The organism is uncultured Agitococcus sp., from assembly GCF_937920075.1.
Classification (GTDB): domain Bacteria; phylum Pseudomonadota; class Gammaproteobacteria; order Pseudomonadales; family Moraxellaceae; genus Agitococcus.
In genome coordinates this window covers 1-15,937 of record NZ_CALETI010000009.1, presented here as the reverse complement: position 1 = coordinate 15,937, position 15,937 = coordinate 1, and the positions used below count along the sequence as shown (strand labels likewise).

General features: G+C 39.9%; 18 protein-coding genes and 1 pseudogene. 11 read left to right on the top strand and 8 right to left on the bottom strand.

Annotated elements, in window-relative coordinates; translation table 11 throughout:
• Positions 1–571: 571 nt before the first annotated feature.
• Positions 572–2,350, bottom strand: coding sequence for a monovalent cation:proton antiporter-2 (CPA2) family protein (locus Q0212_RS00330; protein ID WP_297920602.1), 1,779 nt, complete (start codon positions 2,348–2,350; stop codon positions 572–574).
• Between the two features lie 107 nt (positions 2,351–2,457).
• Between Q0212_RS00330 and cysK the strand changes: the two genes are divergently transcribed.
• A complete protein-coding gene (gene cysK / locus Q0212_RS00325; RefSeq protein WP_297920600.1) occupies positions 2,458–3,432 on the top strand; it encodes a cysteine synthase A in 975 nt (324 codons plus the stop codon).
• 17 nt (positions 3,433–3,449) lie between these two features.
• Positions 3,450–3,842 (top strand): winged helix-turn-helix domain-containing protein, encoded by a 393-nt coding sequence (locus tag Q0212_RS00320; protein ID WP_297920598.1) that lies wholly within the window; start codon positions 3,450–3,452, stop codon positions 3,840–3,842.
• Here the strand turns inward: Q0212_RS00320 and modC are convergent.
• From modC to modA, 3 genes are read right to left on the bottom strand one after another with little or no spacing between them, the layout of a single operon-like run.
• A complete protein-coding gene (modC, locus tag Q0212_RS00315) occupies positions 3,811–4,446 on the bottom strand; it encodes a molybdenum ABC transporter ATP-binding protein (protein ID WP_297920596.1) in 636 nt (211 codons plus the stop codon). The two genes, Q0212_RS00320 and modC, sit on opposite strands and share 32 nt — an antisense overlap.
• Positions 4,439–5,143, bottom strand: a complete 705-nt coding sequence (gene modB, locus Q0212_RS00310; protein ID WP_297920594.1) for a molybdate ABC transporter permease subunit — start codon at positions 5,141–5,143, stop codon at positions 4,439–4,441. The genes modC and modB overlap by 8 nt, the downstream gene beginning before the upstream one ends.
• Entirely contained in the window at positions 5,144–5,914 is a 771-nt protein-coding gene (gene modA, locus Q0212_RS00305; RefSeq protein ID WP_297920592.1) for a molybdate ABC transporter substrate-binding protein, read from the bottom strand. It abuts the gene before it with no gap.
• Positions 5,915–6,186: 272 nt separating this feature from the next.
• On the opposite strand from modA, the gene ppa reads away from it, so the two are divergent.
• Complete coding sequence (gene ppa, locus Q0212_RS00300; RefSeq protein ID WP_297920590.1) at positions 6,187–6,714, top strand: inorganic diphosphatase; 528 nt, start codon at positions 6,187–6,189, stop codon at positions 6,712–6,714.
• A gap of 152 nt (positions 6,715–6,866) precedes the next feature.
• The gene (locus Q0212_RS00295; protein WP_297920588.1) at positions 6,867–7,082 is read left to right on the top strand and encodes a hypothetical protein; all 216 of its coding nucleotides are present in this window, start codon (positions 6,867–6,869) and stop codon (positions 7,080–7,082) included.
• On the opposite strand, the gene Q0212_RS00290 is transcribed toward Q0212_RS00295, so the two are convergent.
• The 3 genes from Q0212_RS00290 to Q0212_RS00280 form a co-directional block, all read right to left on the bottom strand.
• On the bottom strand, positions 7,079–7,606 hold the full coding sequence (locus Q0212_RS00290; protein WP_297920586.1) for a hypothetical protein: 528 nt from the start codon (positions 7,604–7,606) through the stop codon (positions 7,079–7,081). The genes Q0212_RS00295 and Q0212_RS00290 overlap by 4 nt on opposite strands.
• Positions 7,607–7,672: 66 nt before the next feature.
• Positions 7,673–9,040 (bottom strand): UDP-N-acetylmuramate:L-alanyl-gamma-D-glutamyl-meso-diaminopimelate ligase, encoded by a 1,368-nt coding sequence (mpl, locus tag Q0212_RS00285; RefSeq protein ID WP_297920584.1) that lies wholly within the window; start codon positions 9,038–9,040, stop codon positions 7,673–7,675.
• 13 nt (positions 9,041–9,053) lie between these two features.
• On the bottom strand, positions 9,054–9,611 hold the full coding sequence (locus Q0212_RS00280) for a hypothetical protein (RefSeq protein WP_297920582.1): 558 nt from the start codon (positions 9,609–9,611) through the stop codon (positions 9,054–9,056).
• 159 nt (positions 9,612–9,770) lie between these two features.
• Between Q0212_RS00280 and Q0212_RS00275 the strand changes: the two genes are divergently transcribed.
• The 6 genes from Q0212_RS00275 to erpA all read left to right on the top strand — a co-directional run bounded on the left by Q0212_RS00275 (position 9,771) and on the right by erpA (position 14,407).
• The gene (locus tag Q0212_RS00275) at positions 9,771–10,112 is read left to right on the top strand and encodes a DMT family protein (protein ID WP_297920580.1); all 342 of its coding nucleotides are present in this window, start codon (positions 9,771–9,773) and stop codon (positions 10,110–10,112) included.
• 108 nt (positions 10,113–10,220) lie between these two features.
• Positions 10,221–10,736, top strand: coding sequence for a 5-(carboxyamino)imidazole ribonucleotide mutase (purE, locus tag Q0212_RS00270; protein WP_297920578.1), 516 nt, complete (start codon positions 10,221–10,223; stop codon positions 10,734–10,736).
• The gene (locus Q0212_RS00265) at positions 10,733–11,839 is read left to right on the top strand and encodes a 5-(carboxyamino)imidazole ribonucleotide synthase (RefSeq protein ID WP_297920576.1); all 1,107 of its coding nucleotides are present in this window, start codon (positions 10,733–10,735) and stop codon (positions 11,837–11,839) included. Before purE ends, Q0212_RS00265 begins: the two co-directional genes overlap by 4 nt.
• A gap of 305 nt (positions 11,840–12,144) precedes the next feature.
• Positions 12,145–12,486, top strand: coding sequence for a hypothetical protein (locus Q0212_RS00260; protein WP_297920574.1), 342 nt, complete (start codon positions 12,145–12,147; stop codon positions 12,484–12,486).
• Positions 12,487–12,888: 402 nt separating this feature from the next.
• Positions 12,889–13,893 carry a putative solute-binding protein gene (locus Q0212_RS00255; RefSeq protein ID WP_297920572.1) on the top strand — a complete coding sequence of 335 codons (1,005 nt, stop codon included), beginning with the start codon at positions 12,889–12,891 and terminating at the stop codon, positions 13,891–13,893.
• Positions 13,894–14,065: 172 nt separating this feature from the next.
• Positions 14,066–14,407, top strand: a complete 342-nt coding sequence (gene erpA / locus Q0212_RS00250) for an iron-sulfur cluster insertion protein ErpA (RefSeq protein WP_297920570.1) — start codon at positions 14,066–14,068, stop codon at positions 14,405–14,407.
• Positions 14,408–14,445: 38 nt separating this feature from the next.
• On the opposite strand, the gene Q0212_RS00245 is transcribed toward erpA, so the two are convergent.
• Complete coding sequence (locus tag Q0212_RS00245; protein WP_297920568.1) at positions 14,446–15,558, bottom strand: anhydro-N-acetylmuramic acid kinase; 1,113 nt, start codon at positions 15,556–15,558, stop codon at positions 14,446–14,448.
• A gap of 99 nt (positions 15,559–15,657) precedes the next feature.
• Here Q0212_RS00245 and Q0212_RS00240 point away from each other — a divergent pair.
• Positions 15,658–15,937: pseudogene (locus tag Q0212_RS00240) on the top strand (hypothetical protein); the annotation flags it as partial.

The following is a 15,937-nucleotide window of genomic DNA, read 5'->3' as shown; positions in this document are numbered from 1 at the left end:
GAGTTCAGACGTGTGCTCTTCCGATCTAACCCGATTCAGGTTTATGCCGAAGAAATTTTACGTTATTTACATGATGACCACGGTGATGAATTACCAGAGTTGATTTTAGAGCCTGGTCGTTCTTTGGTGGGTGAATCTGGTGTATTAGTTTCAGAAGTCGTATTGATTTCGCGTAAGTCTCGTACCGATTTAAAACGTTGGATTTATACTGATGTTGGTTTGTTCCAAGGCTTAATCGAAACTATGGGTGAAGCCATCAAGTATCCTATTTATACCGAAAAAATGGGTGCAGATGTGGGTGAGGGCAGCGTGGTTTTAGCAGGCCCAACGTGTGACTCCACCGATATTATGTATGAAAATGCCAATTATCATTTGCCGCACAATTTAGCAGTGGGTGATCGTTTGTATTGGATGACTACTGGTGCTTATACAACCTCTTATAGTTCTGTAGAGTTTAATGGTTTCCCACCATTAAAAACCTATTTTATTGGTTGTGGTAAAGAAGAAGAGAAAAACTAAGATTAATTGGTTTTTAGATAATAGAAAAATCCCCCATTTTTGGGGGATTTTTTTAAGAGTTTTCAGCTGCTCTTTCGTCACTCTCAAACAACTCTTCTAAATCACGCATGGCTTGTTTGTTACTGGCGATGAGGGATTCTTCATCCTGATAAAAAGCCTGTTGGCGAATCAATAGTTGTTCATCATATTCTCTAAACTTTTGTATGCCTTGTGCGGCACGTTCAGGACTTAAACCAGCCTCAATTAAGGCTTTTTGAGCGACATCTAATGATGAAGCAAACAATTCACGGGTGACAACATGCACGCCAATATCCATTAGTTGATAGGAGTGACGGCGGTCACGCGCCCGCGCCAAAATGGTTAAATGGGGATAATAGTGGCGGACTTGCATGGCGGTACGTATCGAATCATTAACGTCATCAATCGCTAAAATAAACACTTTGGCTTTGTCGAGTTTGGCGGCACGCAACATTTCCACATGACTAGGATTACCATAATAAATTTTATTACCAAAACGACGGACAAAGTCGACCTGACGCGCATCACCTTCTAAAGCAGTAAAAGGAATTTTGTGCATTTTTAATACGCGGGCAATAATTTGACCAAAACGACCAAAACCCGCAATCACAACAGGGTTTTCGTGGTCATCCGCATGAATTTCATCAAACGCACGTTTCTCTTGTTTGTTCCATAAAGGCTCAACTAATTTTTCTAATAAAAAGAAGGCGAGTGGTGTGAGTGCCATTGATAAGGTGACAATTAAAATCAAGCGGTCGCTTAATTCGCTAGGTAATAGTTTTAAGCCTGTGGCACTGCTAAACAAGACAAAGGCAAATTCACCCCCTTGTGCCAAGCTCACCCCTAAACGAATGCTAGTTTGCCAAGGATTGCCAACAAATTTGCCAATAATAATTAATACCAAAAATTTAAGGGTCATTAGGGCGATTGCACCACCAACAATTAACAATGGTTCGTTAGTTAAGCGGTGCATATCGGTACTCATGCCCACCGCCATAAAAAATAAACCCAGTAATAAGCCTTTAAACGGTTGAATATTGGCTTCTAATTCATGACGATATTCGGAGTCGGCAAGCAAAACACCAGTGACAAATGCGCCTAAAGCCATCGACAACCCTAATTTGTCCATGACCACAGCAATGCCAATAATAATAAACAAGGCAGCAGCAGTGAGTAATTCATTAGCTTTACTGGCAGCAATTAAGCGAAAGACAGGACGAATCACCACACGACTGGCCGCGATTAATAACACAAACACACCAATCACTTTGGCAAAATAAGTGAGGTTATATTCTTGATTACCACCACCAGACAAAATTGGTAAAATCGCCAATAAAGGAATAACCGCCATATCTTGAAAGAGCAAAATGGCAAAAGCTTCACGACCATGACGTGTCGTTAATTGCTTTTTTTCGGCTAAAAGCTGCATGACAAAGGCCGTAGAAGACATTGCCAAACCAAAACCAGCAATACAACTGGTGACAAGGCTAAAATCTAGTGCTACGCCAATGGCACTAAACAAACAGCCTGTGACAAAAACTTGTAAACCCCCTAAAACAAAAATGGAGCGTTTTAGCACCCAAAGTCGTGAAGGTTCTAATTCTAGACCTATAATAAATAACAGCATGACTACGCCAAACTCGGCAAAATGCAACACAGTATTGGCATCGCCTGCCAAATCGAGCAAATTAGGACCTATGAGAATACCTGTAATTAGATAGCCTAACACGGTCGCTAGACCAAGCCGATGGCAGAGTGGTACGACTAATAGAGCCGCGCCTAAAAAAATGGCGGCTTGGCCAAGAAGCGTCATGCTTAATGCTCCGTTTGAATATCAATAGATAAAAAAGATTGTTGCAAGTGTGACACAAAATCGCCAAAGTATGTGTTTTTAAATTTGGTAAAAACTAGGACTGTATCATGGCAAAAGTTTATGACGATAATGCGTTTTCTATTGGCAATACGCCATTGGTTCGTTTAAATCGTGTGGTTGAAGGACATAAAAAAGTCTATGCCAAAATTGAAGGACGTAATCCTGCCTATTCAGTGAAATGTCGTATTGGTGCCAATATGATTTGGGATGCTGAACAGTCAGGTAAGTTAAAAGCTGGGATGGAAATTGTTGAGCCAACCTCGGGTAATACTGGGATTGCTTTAGCCTATGTTGCTGCGGCAAAAGGTTACAAGTTAACCTTAACGATGCCAGCTTCGATGAGTTTAGAGCGTCGTAAAGTGTTAAAAGCCTTGGGGGCAACGTTAGTGTTAACCGAAGCAGCCAAAGGCATGAAAGGGGCGATTGAGAAAGCTGAAGAAATTTGTGCCAGCAATCCTGAACATTACTTTTTACCACAACAATTTGAAAATCCTGCTAACCCAGCCATTCATGAAAAAACCACTGGCCCTGAAATTTGGCAAGATACTGATGGTGAAGTGGATATTTTTATTGCAGGGGTAGGCACTGGCGGCACATTAACGGGTGTGTCTCGTTATATTAAACAAACCCAAGGTAAAGCAATTCAAACCATTGCGGTTGAACCTGAAGCTTCGCCCATTATTAGCCAAACACGAGCAGGCCAAGACATCAAACCAGCACCTCATAAAATACAAGGTATTGGTGCCAACTTTGTACCTAAAAACTTAGATTTAAGTTTAGTTGATGGTGTTGAAACCATTAGTAATGAAGAAGCGATTGACTATGCGCGTCGCTTAATGCGTGAAGAAGGTATTTTGGCTGGCATTTCTTGTGGTGCAGCCGTAGCGGCAGCAGCAAGAGTGGCAGCACGTCCTGAAAATGCTGATAAAACCATTGTCGTGATTTTGCCAGACACAGGCGAACGTTATTTATCAACGGTATTGTTTGATGGTTTATTCACAGAACAAGAAATGGTGCAGTAATATTCACAAGGCCAAATATGAGCGATAACTCTGCCAATAGTTATTTAAAGTTGCAAATCCGTTTAATGCAAGGTAGTCAAATTGCCTTGGGGTCTGGTAAAGCGGAACTATTGGCCGCGATTGGCGCAACTGGCTCGATTTCGGCAGCAGGTCGGCAATTAGGCATGAGTTATCGCCGTGCGTGGTTATTAGTAGAAACCATGAATAGCTGTTTTGTTTCGCCTTTGGTGGTCTCGACTAAAGGCGGCAAACATGGTGGCGGCGCACAACTCACTGAGTTGGGGGTAGAGGTATTGCATATTTATCAAACCATGCAACAACAAGTACAACAGCAATTAAAGAGTTATGAACAACAGTTATGTGGACTTTTGTCTCAGGTTAATCAGCAGCCATTTGATTCAAATAAATAATATCATCGGTCAAATAATCAATTTCACTCAACGCATGACTGACATAGAGCATCGGAATTTTTACCTCATCACGGACTCGCGCCAAAAACGGTAAAATTTGTGCTTTGCGGGTTTCATCCAAAGATGACAACGGCTCATCTAATAATAATAATCGAGGGGAATATAAAATCGCTCGGCCTAAAGCCACTCGTTGTTTTTCACCACCCGATAATTGTCTTGGCAAACGGCTTAATAAATGACTAATTTCTAATAGTTGGCAAATTTCGGTTAAATGAAAATGCCGTTCTGAGCGGCTTAAGCGTTGATAACCATACAATAAATTGTCTTTAACTGATAAGTGAGGAAATAGTTGGCCGTCTTGAAACATCAAGCCAATATGACGTTGTTGTGGTGCTAGGTTGATTTTTTTTCGACTATCAAATAATGTTTGCCCATCTAAAATTATCTGTCCTTGTTGTGGTCGTAGTAACCCTACAATGGCACTTAACAAGCTACTTTTACCACAGCCCGACGCACCAAAAATACCTGTCACGGTGCTATTTAATTGCGCTTGTATCGGTAATACAAAATCACCACGTTGTATGACAATATCCAACTCAAGCATGGGATTGATAACCTAAACGTTGCTGCATGCGTTGTGACCAATAATTACTCAACAATAACGCGGCAAACGCTAATAACAACGAAATCACAATTAAACGGGTAGCCATTGCTTCGCCATTAGGTTGATGAATCACACTATAAATGGCTAACGGCAAAGTTCGAGTTTCGTCTGCAATATTACCCACAAAAGTAATGGTTGCACCAAATTCGCCTAAACTACGACTAAAACCCAACAACGCCCCGACTAAAATACCGGGTAAAGCCAGTGGTAAAGTAATACTAAACAATACCGACCAATTATTTGCTCCTAACGTACGTGCTGCATCTTCCAAACGCGTATCAACCAATTGAATCGCTAAGCGTATCGACTGCACCATTAACGGCAAACTCATCACCAACGAGGCCAATACTGCACCTTTCCAATTAAAGGCAAATGACCAACCAAAAGTATTAAATAACCAATGACCAATTACGCCATGATGACCAAACGCCAATAACAACAAATAACCTGGTACAACAGGCGGCAACACCATTGGCAAATGAATGGTGGCATCCAACAAGGCTTTGCCCCAAAACTGTTTACGCGCCAACAACCATGCTAAGGCAATCGCAGGCACAATACCCACTAAGGTACAAAAACTCGCCACTTTAAACGACAAGGCTAATGCCGACCATTCTTCGGGAGATAAATACATCATTTACGGCTTCAAAATAACAAAGCCGTATTTACTAAATACCGCTTGGGCTTTATCGCTTTGTAAATAGTGATAAAACTTGGTACTTGCGGCAGAAGCCCCTGCAATTAAGGCAAGAGGATAAACAATTTTTGAGTGACTAGAGGCAGGAAAGCGGCCAACTATCGTTACTTTATCGCTAATTTTAGCATCCGTCTCATAAACAATACCCACAGCACATTCACCACGCTCAACAAAGGCTAAAGCAGTACGCACATCATCCGTAGCGACTAAGCGTTTTTCTAAACCAGACCACCAGCCCAAATATTGTAAGGCTTGTTTAGCGTAAATGCCTACAGGCACACTGGCGGTATCACCTGTACAAATTTTGCCAGTAAAGGCGTTAGCTAAATCAAAGGATTTGTCCATGTTAACGCTAATGCTTTGATTTTTTGGCGTAATTAACACCAAACTATTGCCTAATAGTTCTTTACGGCTATTCGGTTGTAATTTATTGCGTTTTTGCAAATAGTCCATCCATTGCACATCAGCAGAAGCAAATACTTGTGCTGGCGCACCTGCTTCAATTTGTTTGGCTAAGGTTGATGAACCCGCAAAGGAGGTTTTAATCATCACATCATGGTTTGTTTGATAACTTTTACTAATTTCTGTTAAGGCATTAGTCAAACTGGCGGCTGCATACAAGGTTACTTGTTCGGTAGCAAAACTGAGTTGTGCATAAAAAACACTACTGAATAAAATGAATGAACGCAGTGATGGTTTGACATAAAACATCGGTTATCTCTTACATTTTGGTCAAAATTCGTTATGTATGATTGTATATAACGACTAGGATGTCAATTTCAGACTTACGTATTCCATCGAAATTAGCGAGTAAACAAGCGATAACCGCGTAATCTCTAAATGATTTAAATATTTTTTGTTGATATTGAATGGGAGCTTTTTGTCGTCTACCTGTTGGCAAGTTGAATATCAGGCGTATAATACGCGCCACGTTTTCCACGCTGACCGACAAATCTGAGTCAGTTCATTACAGAGAGTAAACCATGAGTTACAACAACATTCCTCCCGGAAAAGACGCACCAAACGACATTTATGTTGTGATCGAAATTCCTGCTAACCATGACCCAATCAAATACGAAATCGACAAAGACAGCGATGCTTTATTTGTTGACCGTTTCATGGGTACAGCCATGTTTTACCCAGCTAACTATGGTTATATCCCAAACACCTTATCTGAAGATGGTGACCCATTAGACGTATTAGTTGTAACTCCATACCCAGTTGCACCTGGTTCTGTGATTCGTTGCCGTCCAGTTGGCAAATTAAACATGGAAGATGAGTCTGGTATTGATGCTAAGTTAATTGCTGTACCACACGACAAATTGACACCAATCTACAAAAACGTTAAAGAATATACCGATTTGCCAGAGTTGTTAATCAACCAAATCCGTCATTTCTTCGAAACTTACAAAGCTTTAGAGCCAGGTAAGTGGGTTAAAGTAACAGGTTGGGAAGGTGCTGAAGTCGCTAAGGCTGAAGTATTAAAATCTATCGAAGCTGCTAAAAAATAAGCTAGCTTTTCCCCTCGCTCTAACTCTCTCCCTGTAGGAGAGGGCTGGGGTGAGGGTAGTCGATAAGATTTAAAATAAAGGCGCAATTTGCGCCTTTATTTTTGTTTCAATTTTGGCTAGATTTAAGACAGATATTTAAACAGTAGTTGATTATGTCCAATATTAACCGTAGCCATTATCCAGAGCTAAATCATATTTTGTGGGATGTTCATCAAAAATTTATTCCTGCTCAATTGGCTTTTGTGTTTTATGAGAAGCGTTGGGCATATATTAGCCAACAAAAACTATTGCCTAAAGAAAAAAAATTAATTGCTCGCCTGACTAAAGAATTTGGTCAAGGTGTGTTTATGCCAGCTTTATACAATTAGGATACATAAATCTTAATAACAAAAAATTGATTATTTTCAATAGCTTTGAGAGCCATATTCTTTAAATCAATCAAACAATAAAAAGCGTAATAAATAAATTCTGAGTGATTAAGCTCCTTGGCATAGTTTCCTTCTAATATAGCTTTTATATCGTTATCTGATAAAAAGTATAACAGTTCTGTTAAGCAGTAATTGTCTGTACTCATCCAATTGACAAGTATATTTAACTCATTGACTAGCTCATATAATTCAGACGGCTTTATTATAAAGTATTGAGATTCATAGACAGCATCACATATAAGAAACGTTAGTAGTTTATTAGGAGACGGGCTACGCGGCAAAATATTAGAATATGTGTGGTATAAAGAACGGCCATAATAAGAAAAAATACAAAAATCGTGAGCATAGCCATACCTGCGTTCAGTTCGTTTGTTCGTCTTGAGCAAATAGTCTTTGGGCAATAGTTCTGTATCAAATAAATAATTATCAATAAGATAAAAATTGCTAGCAACACTATAAGACATTGTTTCTTCTCTTTAACACAATGAGATAGGTTTGTATCTCATTGTTGAAATACTTAATTTATCACATCAAGCAAATTTTGCTTTTAACGCATTTACTAACTTGCCATGAATGCCACCAAAACCGCCATTAGACATAATGACAATCGCATCGCCCGATTTAACTTGAGCAATCACATCAGCAATAATGCCATCAATATTATTAGCAACTTGAGCTGGCACAGGTGAAGCCGCAATGACTGGACTTAAATCCCAATCCAAACCTGCGGGCTGATACCAAATCACTTGGTCAGCATCGCGTGCAGATTCAGCTAAATTATCTTTGTGTGTACCCATTCTCATGGTGTTTGAGCGCGGCTCAATAATTGCCCAAATCTTGCGCTCGCCAACCTTGTTGCGTAAACCTTCTAAGGTGGTTTTAATTGCAGTCGGGTGGTGGGCAAAATCATCATAAACGCTAATGTCGGCAACTTCACCCACCAACTCCATACGACGTTTTACGCCACCAAACGCACTTAATGCAGCACAAGCCGTTTGTAACTCTACACCAACATTATGCGCCGCCGCAATTGCCGCCAAACCATTATAAACACTGTGTAAACCTGTCATGCCCCAATTGACTTCGGCTTGTTGACCTTTATAGGACACCACAAAACGACTGCCATCATTGGCACGCAACTCAGCTTGCCAATCGCTAACATTGGGGGCGATACCTGTTGTTTCCACAGGCGTCCAACAGCCTTTGGCTAAAGTGTCTTTTAAGTTGTCATCGTTGGCAGGGACAATAATTTTGCCTGTACTGGGAATAGTGCGGACTAAATGATGAAATTGTTTTTGAATAGCGGCTAAATCATCAAAAATATCAGCATGGTCAAATTCTAAATTATTTAAAATCGCTGTTTTTGGCGCGTAATGAACAAACTTAGAGCGTTTATCAAAGAAGGCAGAGTCATATTCATCGGCTTCAACGACAAAATATTTGCCACCGCCTAAACGCGCACTTGCTTCAAAACCTTTGGGTACACCACCAATCAAAAAACCGGGTGCTAAACCTGCTTGTTCTAAAATCCAAGCAACCATGGTGGTGGTCGTGGTTTTGCCATGTGTACCAGCCACGCCTAAAACGTGTTTGCCTTGTAACACATATTGCGCCAACCATTGTGGGCCAGAGGTATAAGGAATGCCTTCATTTAACACATATTCTACTGCAGGAATGCCACGTTTCATGGCATTGCCAACAATGACTAAATCAGGGCGAGGTTGCAAATGTTCTGGTTCATAGCCTTGCATCAGACTAATCCCTTGAGCTTCTAGTTGAGTGCTCATGGGGGGATAAACATTCGCATCACTACCTGTCACTTTATGGCCCAAATTTTTAGCTAAAACGGCTAATGACCCCATAAATGTGCCGCAAATACCTAAAATATGAATATGCATAATATCTTGTGTCCTAACGAGAAGATTGACTAGCAGCCGCTTTGGCTTGTTCTAAGAGTTCGGGAAATACTTTAACGTTAATTGATAATGTTAATAAGAGTATCATGAGAGCCATTAAATTACCGAGTAATAAGCCAATATTTAAAGCACGATGATAAATAAAGGCTCTAATCGCAATACTCCATCCCAATAAAATGACCTCCAATAAACCTAAAAATTTGAGTAGTGGTGTTTGGCCAATGAGTTGAAAGCCGAGTATTAATAACGGGATCGTGGCTAAGCTTAAAAAGCTATCGACTCCTAAAATAGCAATTAAGCTTTGGGTAAAACGATTACTCAATTTTTTGAGATGTAATAAGCTAAAGATACATAAAGACTCTACACCAAGGGCAATGATTGGCAAAGTTACGGCAATATTAAATTGATTTGGTCTACCAATTGATTGGGCTGTAATACTAATCGTCAAATTGATGATAAGCAGTAGCCATAACAGATTAGGAGCATAAGGAACATCTTCAGGGCCGCGTTTAAATCGTAGAATTTGCCAAAAAAGTTGTAATAGGGCTTTCATTTAGCCAATATCCTAAAAAATTATCGCCGAATTATAGCGAATTAATGGCACTCAGAACTGACGCATTACATCGAAATTAGCGCATTTTGTGAATATAAAATCATTGAGCTATGAGCAACTAAGCGATAACTGCGTAAGACTTAAACTTAGAGACTTGTTATGCCGATTACCTTACAAACAATCCTATTATTAATTTGTTCCAATATCTTTATGACCTTTGCTTGGTATGGTCATCTGAAAAATCTACAAGATAAACCGTGGTATTTAGCGGCTATTTTTAGTTGGTGTATTGCGCTTTTTGAGTATTTATTAATGGTGCCTGCTAATAGAATTGGTCATAGTGTCTTATCAGTAGGGCAGTTAAAAATTATTCAAGAAGTCATTACTTTGAGTGTCTTTGTGCCTTTTGCCATTTTATATCTCAAAGAACCTTTCAAAATGGATTATGTTTATGCGGGTTTATGTTTATTAGGTGCCGTTTATTTCATGTTTAGAAACTAAATTTTTTACATAAACACTTGGCCTAGGGTAATTATTCAGCCAAAATAGTCGGCTTTTTAAACTTACCCGCCTTTCAGTGCAAAACTGTAAAGGTGTTTCTAGAGAACTTTGGTCATGACAGCAACAACGGCAACTCCCTTAGTCGGTATTATTATGGGTTCACAATCGGATTGGGCAACCATGCAACATGCCGCCGATGTATTACGCACCCTCGGTGTACCTTTTGAGGCAGAAGTTGTGTCTGCACATCGTACTCCCGACAAATTATTTGCTTATGCCGAAGCTGCACGTGATCGTGGCATTCAAGTGATTATTGCAGGGGCAGGGGGGGCAGCGCATTTACCTGGTATGTGTGCCTCTAAAACATCCTTACCTGTGCTAGGCGTTCCTGTGCAATCACAGGCACTCAATGGTTTAGATTCTTTATTATCGATTGTGCAAATGCCCGCAGGTGTGCCTGTTGCAACCTTAGCCATTGGCAAAGCAGGGGCAACCAATGCAGGTTTATTGGCCACCCAAATTTTAGCGGCACAATATCCAGAATATTTACAAGCAATTGAAAACTTTCGACAACAACAAACCGACAAAGTCTTAGCTAACCCTATTCCGGGAGAGCAAGCATGAAAATTGGGATTTTTGGTGGCGGTCAGTTAGGCCGAATGATGGCTTTGGCAGCATATCCCTTTAATCTAAGTTTTAGCTTTTATGAATCAGCCGCAAACTGTCCATCTGCTCCATTAGGTGAGGTGATTGGTGACAAAGAAGCTAGCAAAGCCAGCTTAGATGCTTTTTTGGCCAGTGCCGATGTATTTACCTATGAGTTTGAAAATATTCCAGTTGCATGGGTAGAACATATTGCTCAACACAAGCCTGTTTATCCGAGTGTTAAATCTTTAGCAGTTTCACAAAATCGTTTAAATGAAAAACAATTATTTGCCAAATTAGGCATTCCTGCTGCAGCTTATCACCAAGTATGCTCACAAGCCGATTTACAACAAGCAGTCGATACTCTTGGTTTACCATTAGTCGTAAAAACCACAATGGGTGGTTATGATGGCAAAGGACAATTTGTTATTCGTCAAGCAGAGCAAGTGGCGCAAGCATGGTCAGAGTTACAAGCTGGTGCTCCTTTAATAGCAGAAGCATTTATTCAGTTTAACCGTGAGTTATCTATTATTGCAGTGCGTGCACAAGATGGTGAAACGCGTTGTTATCCTTTAGCGTGGAATACCCATCATCAAGGAATTTTGTCGCACTCTGTCGTACCTGCACCACAAGTTGATGCAGCAACACAAGCCCAAGCAGAGCAATACATCACTGCTATTTTGCATGAATTAAATCATGTGGGCGTATTAACCTTAGAAATGTTCCAAACTGACCAAGGTTTATATGCTAACGAAACTGCACCACGAGTGCATAATTCAGGGCATTGGAGTATTGAGGGAGCGATTTGCTCGCAATTTGAAAATCATATGCGTGCAGTAGCAGGTTTGCCATTAGGCAGCACGCAAGAGCTACGGCCAAGTGCCATGATTAATATCATTGGCCAACATCCAAAAACTTCTGACATTTTGGCTATTCCCGAAGCCCATTTACACCTGTATGGTAAGACTGAGCGTGTTGGCCGTAAATTAGGCCATATTACTGTCACTGCAGACTGTTTAGACACTCTCAACACCCGCATTCAGCAAATTGCTGCTGTTTTGCCCAATAAAATGGCTTTATAACTTGCTATAGATTGTCTCCAAAGCTCGTGTTTAACGAGCTTTTATCTTAGATGAATAAAAAAACGTTTATCTTGTTTGATTGTCAAACAAATACATGCTTTAGTCGCTAATTGCCCCTCTATAATCGCCATCAAGACAGCAGCGCAGTAAATCATCACTGAGCGAGCTGATAGAAAAAGTTTAATGTTTGTACCCTGTGATATTGCTTGCAATAAACAACGGTAGAGTTACTAAACGGAGTTCTTAATTCAAACATTAACTTTTAGGTAATGAGTGTTGGTGTATTAAATTCCTCGGAGATAGTCATGGGCGAGTTAAAAGACGTTGCAGAAAGCCAAGTTGAAGTAAAATTGGTTGATCGTGTTAAAGATTTAGGTAATCAAGTTTCTTTAGCGAGTTTAGGCGTTGTGTCTAAAGTTGAAGAAGTGGTTGCTAAAGTTGAAGAAGAAGGTCAAAAGCAATTAGACAAATTAGTTGCTGCTGGTCAAGCTGCTCGTGGCGAACAAGCTGCTAACGACAAAAAAGTTGTGTTAGTTGCTGTTGGTTTAGTTGAAACTTTAAAAGTTGAAGCTGACAAATTAAAAGTTGAAGCTGAAAAGTTATTTAATGATTTAGTAGCTGCTGGCGAAAAGCGTAAAGCTGCTTAATTGTTAACACTTAGATCTTATGTTTATTAAGATTTGAGTGACGCATATTTAGGCAAGTTGCGCTGTCTATTCAAAAGAACCCTCTTTTGGGGTGGCACCCTGCCACCCTTTTTTTTAGCTAAAATTTTACAAAATATTTCTAAAAATACGTATCCATCTATACAAATGGGGTTTATGGTTTATATTGGTTAAAAATAAAAAGTAATTTTGCATATAAATTACCAATGTCTTTAACAAAAACTATGTTTAACATTGCTTTTGTTAGGTAGAATCGCCCAAACTTTTACTGAGCTTGGATAGTGACTTTTTACATTCTCCTGTAAAAATAATCAGCACTCACTGAGGGGAAGCTCAAAAGTTTGATTTTTTAAAATATATTATTTGCTACAACAAGGAACAATCATGAAAAAAACGTCCGCTTTGGCTGCTGCCATTATCTCTGCTGGTGTTGCTTTAAGTCCAGCTGCACACGCTGCAAAACAAAAAATTTGTGTATTTGACTTATTGGGCACAGGCGGTGACGTCTATGCCATGATGAAAGACTACTCCTTAGCGGCCGCTAAGTGGGGTGCAGATATTGAATTGAAGCCTTATACTGACGAGCGTATTGCTGCTGAAGATTTCAAAGCTGGTCAATGTGATGGTGTAAGTTTGACAGGTTTACGTGGCCGTCAATTTAATACCTTTACAGGCAGTATTGACTCTATTGGTGCTATCACGACTTATGCACAAATGCGTGATGTATTAACTTTATTAAGCAGCCCCAAAATTGCACCAAGTATGGCCAGTGGTTCTTATGAAGTTGTAGGTATTATGCCATTAGGTGCGGGTTACTTATTAGTAAATGACCGTGCTATCAACAACTTATCTAAAGTTTCTGGTAAAAAGATTGCTGTTTTAGACTATGACAAATCTCAAGCTAAAATGGTACAAAAAATTGGTGCACAACCAGTTGCTTCTGACGTAACTAACTTTGCTGGTAAATTCAACAATGGTCAAGTAGACATCGTTGCTGCACCAGCGGTTGCAATCAAACCATTAGAATTGTACAAAGGTTTGGGCACTAAAGGTGCTATTGTACGTTTCCCAATCGTACAAATTACTGGCAACATCATTATCAATCCTAAGAAATTTCCAGAAGGTTTTGGTCAAAAGAGCCGCGAATATGTAGCAACTCAAGTTGACAAAGCATTCAAAAATATCGAAAAAACTGAAAAAGATGTTCCAGCTAAATATTGGATGGACGTTGCAGAAGCCGATAAGCCTGGTTACGTCAAATTAATGCGCGAATCCCGTATTGCTTTGGCTGCTGACGGTATTTACGACAAAAAAATGTTAAGTTTATTGAAGCGTGTACGTTGTAAACACGATCCAGCAAGCTTCGAGTGTGCATTAAAAGACGAGTAATCAATTACTTATCTGACATAATGCCAAAGCCCAGCTAATGCTGGGCTTTTTCTTTGCGGTGAAAAGCAACAAATTCGAGTTGACGGTTGATAGCTAACGCAAGATAATTCCTAGTAATTTAGTCAAATTTAACTTTTGGGGCAGATATGCCCATTTATGATGAGGCTGTTTTATGTCAGAGCTGGCTCAAGGCATGATTCTTACCGACCGTGCAGCGGCTAAAGTACGTAAATTGCGTGAAGGTGAATCCAATCCTAATCTTAAACTACGTGTTTATATCACAGGTGGCGGTTGTTCTGGTTTCTCTTATGGTTTCACCTTTGATGAAAACTCCAACGAAAGCGATTCTATTTTTGAAAATGAAGATGTGACGATGTTAGTTGATTCGTTGAGCTTTCAATATTTAGTAGGTTCAGAAGTCGATTATGTTGAAGGTTTAGAAGGTTCACGTTTTGTGATTAAAAATCCAAATGCCACAACAACGTGTGGCTGTGGTTCCTCTTTCTCTATCTAAATTAATCAAGGAGGACAAAGTAAAGTCCTCCTTGATAATCAAGCTTGAAAAATTCCACCTAGAATACGTTTTCCATCTGCACCTGTCACAGCTGGTAAGTTACCTGTTAAGCCTTTGATAGTTTGTTGGGCTAACCATGCAAAAGCCGTTGCTTCAATCCAAGTTGGCGATATGCCAATTTTTTCTGTAGAAAATAGTTGGTAATTAGGTAGTTTATGGGCTAAAGATTGCCATAAAATGGGATTGTATGCACCACCGCCGCATAAATACAACTCACCTTGGGCAAAACCAATTTTATTAATCTCATTGGCAACAGAAGTCGTGGTTAACTCTAATAAAGTCGCTTGAACATCCGCCAAATCGTAATGCTCAAAGTTGCTTAACACATCTTCTAACCATGCTAAGTGAAAATCTTCGCGCCCCGTACTTTTGGGAGCAGCTTTCGCAAAAAAGGAATGTGCCAGTAATTTTTCGAGTAATTCAGGAATCACTGTGCCAGAAGCTGCCCATCGGCCATCTTCATCATAGTTCTGTTGTAAATGTTGCTGACACCAAGCATCAATTAATACATTAGCAGGGCCAGTATCGTAGCCATACACTAAAATATCTTTTTGGCTAGGTAAAACCGTAATATTAGCCATGCCACCTAAATTAAGTACGACTCTATCTATAGAAGAACTTTTTAATAAGGCTTTATGGAAAGCAGGAACCAAAGGCGCACCTTGTCCACCAGCAGCAACATCACGACGGCGAAAATCAGCGACAACCGTCATTCTGGTTTTTTCAGCAATCACATTGGGATCACCAATTTGTAAGGTGAAAGGTGTTTGGGCATAAGGTCGATGGCGAATAGTTTGGCCGTGGCTACCAATCGCTTTTATTTGCTGTTGTTGTTCTAAAGATAACTTATCTCGCAACTCATTGGCGCATTGGGCAAAGAGCAAGCCAATTTCCACATCAACTTTACCCATTAAGTCAATTTCATAAGGGGTCGGTTGAGTAAGCGTTAAAATATCAGCACGCAAACTGAGTGGTAAATCTACAGAATGAGTGGCTAAAAGTTGACAGCCTTGTGCATTGAATAACACAGCAACGGCATCAACCGCATCCAGACTAGTACCAGACATCAAACCTAAATAAATCTCATCCATTGTAAACACTCATTTTTTTAAAAACTTGTAGAGCATAATGCAATTTATAGCTATTCGCCCTAAAATAACGCAAATTTTTATTTTAGCGTAGTAAAGAAAATGATGACACCTGAACAGCAACTTGAATTGATTAAACGTGGTACAGCCGACATTATTCAAGAAACTGAATTATTGGCCAAACTTAAAGAAGGCCGACCATTACGTGTAAAAGCAGGTTTTGACCCAACAGCACCAGATTTACACTTAGGACACACCGTATTAATTAACAAATTACGTATATTTCAAGATTTGGGTCATGAGGTTATTTTCTTGATTGGTGACTTTACTGGCATGATTGGCGATCCCACAGGCAAAAAGGGGAAGACCTTCACCACGACGA

Bases quoted from the DNA above. Each gene is read 5' to 3' on its own strand.
- Q0212_RS00330 (WP_297920602.1), bottom strand. From the start codon at position 2,350: ATGACGCTTCTTGGCCAAGCCGCCATTTTTTTAGGCGCGGCTCTATTA.
- modC (WP_297920596.1), bottom strand. From the start codon at position 4,446: ATGCTTGAGTTGGATATTGTCATACAACGTGGTGATTTTGTATTACCG.
- mpl (WP_297920584.1), bottom strand. From the start codon at position 9,040: ATGCATATTCATATTTTAGGTATTTGCGGCACATTTATGGGGTCATTA.
- Q0212_RS00295 (WP_297920588.1), top strand. From the start codon at position 6,867: ATGTCCAATATTAACCGTAGCCATTATCCAGAGCTAAATCATATTTTG.
- modA (WP_297920592.1), bottom strand. From the start codon at position 5,914: ATGTTTTATGTCAAACCATCACTGCGTTCATTCATTTTATTCAGTAGT.
- modB (WP_297920594.1), bottom strand. From the start codon at position 5,143: ATGATGTATTTATCTCCCGAAGAATGGTCGGCATTAGCCTTGTCGTTT.
- ppa (WP_297920590.1), top strand. From the start codon at position 6,187: ATGAGTTACAACAACATTCCTCCCGGAAAAGACGCACCAAACGACATT.
- Q0212_RS00320 (WP_297920598.1), top strand. From the start codon at position 3,450: ATGAGCGATAACTCTGCCAATAGTTATTTAAAGTTGCAAATCCGTTTA.
- Q0212_RS00275 (WP_297920580.1), top strand. From the start codon at position 9,771: ATGCCGATTACCTTACAAACAATCCTATTATTAATTTGTTCCAATATC.
- cysK (WP_297920600.1), top strand. From the start codon at position 2,458: ATGGCAAAAGTTTATGACGATAATGCGTTTTCTATTGGCAATACGCCA.
- erpA (WP_297920570.1), top strand. From the start codon at position 14,066: ATGTCAGAGCTGGCTCAAGGCATGATTCTTACCGACCGTGCAGCGGCT.
- Q0212_RS00255 (WP_297920572.1), top strand. From the start codon at position 12,889: ATGAAAAAAACGTCCGCTTTGGCTGCTGCCATTATCTCTGCTGGTGTT.
- Q0212_RS00260 (WP_297920574.1), top strand. From the start codon at position 12,145: ATGGGCGAGTTAAAAGACGTTGCAGAAAGCCAAGTTGAAGTAAAATTG.
- Q0212_RS00280 (WP_297920582.1), bottom strand. From the start codon at position 9,611: ATGAAAGCCCTATTACAACTTTTTTGGCAAATTCTACGATTTAAACGC.
- Q0212_RS00290 (WP_297920586.1), bottom strand. From the start codon at position 7,606: ATGTCTTATAGTGTTGCTAGCAATTTTTATCTTATTGATAATTATTTA.
- Q0212_RS00265 (WP_297920576.1), top strand. From the start codon at position 10,733: ATGAAAATTGGGATTTTTGGTGGCGGTCAGTTAGGCCGAATGATGGCT.
- Q0212_RS00245 (WP_297920568.1), bottom strand. From the start codon at position 15,558: ATGGATGAGATTTATTTAGGTTTGATGTCTGGTACTAGTCTGGATGCG.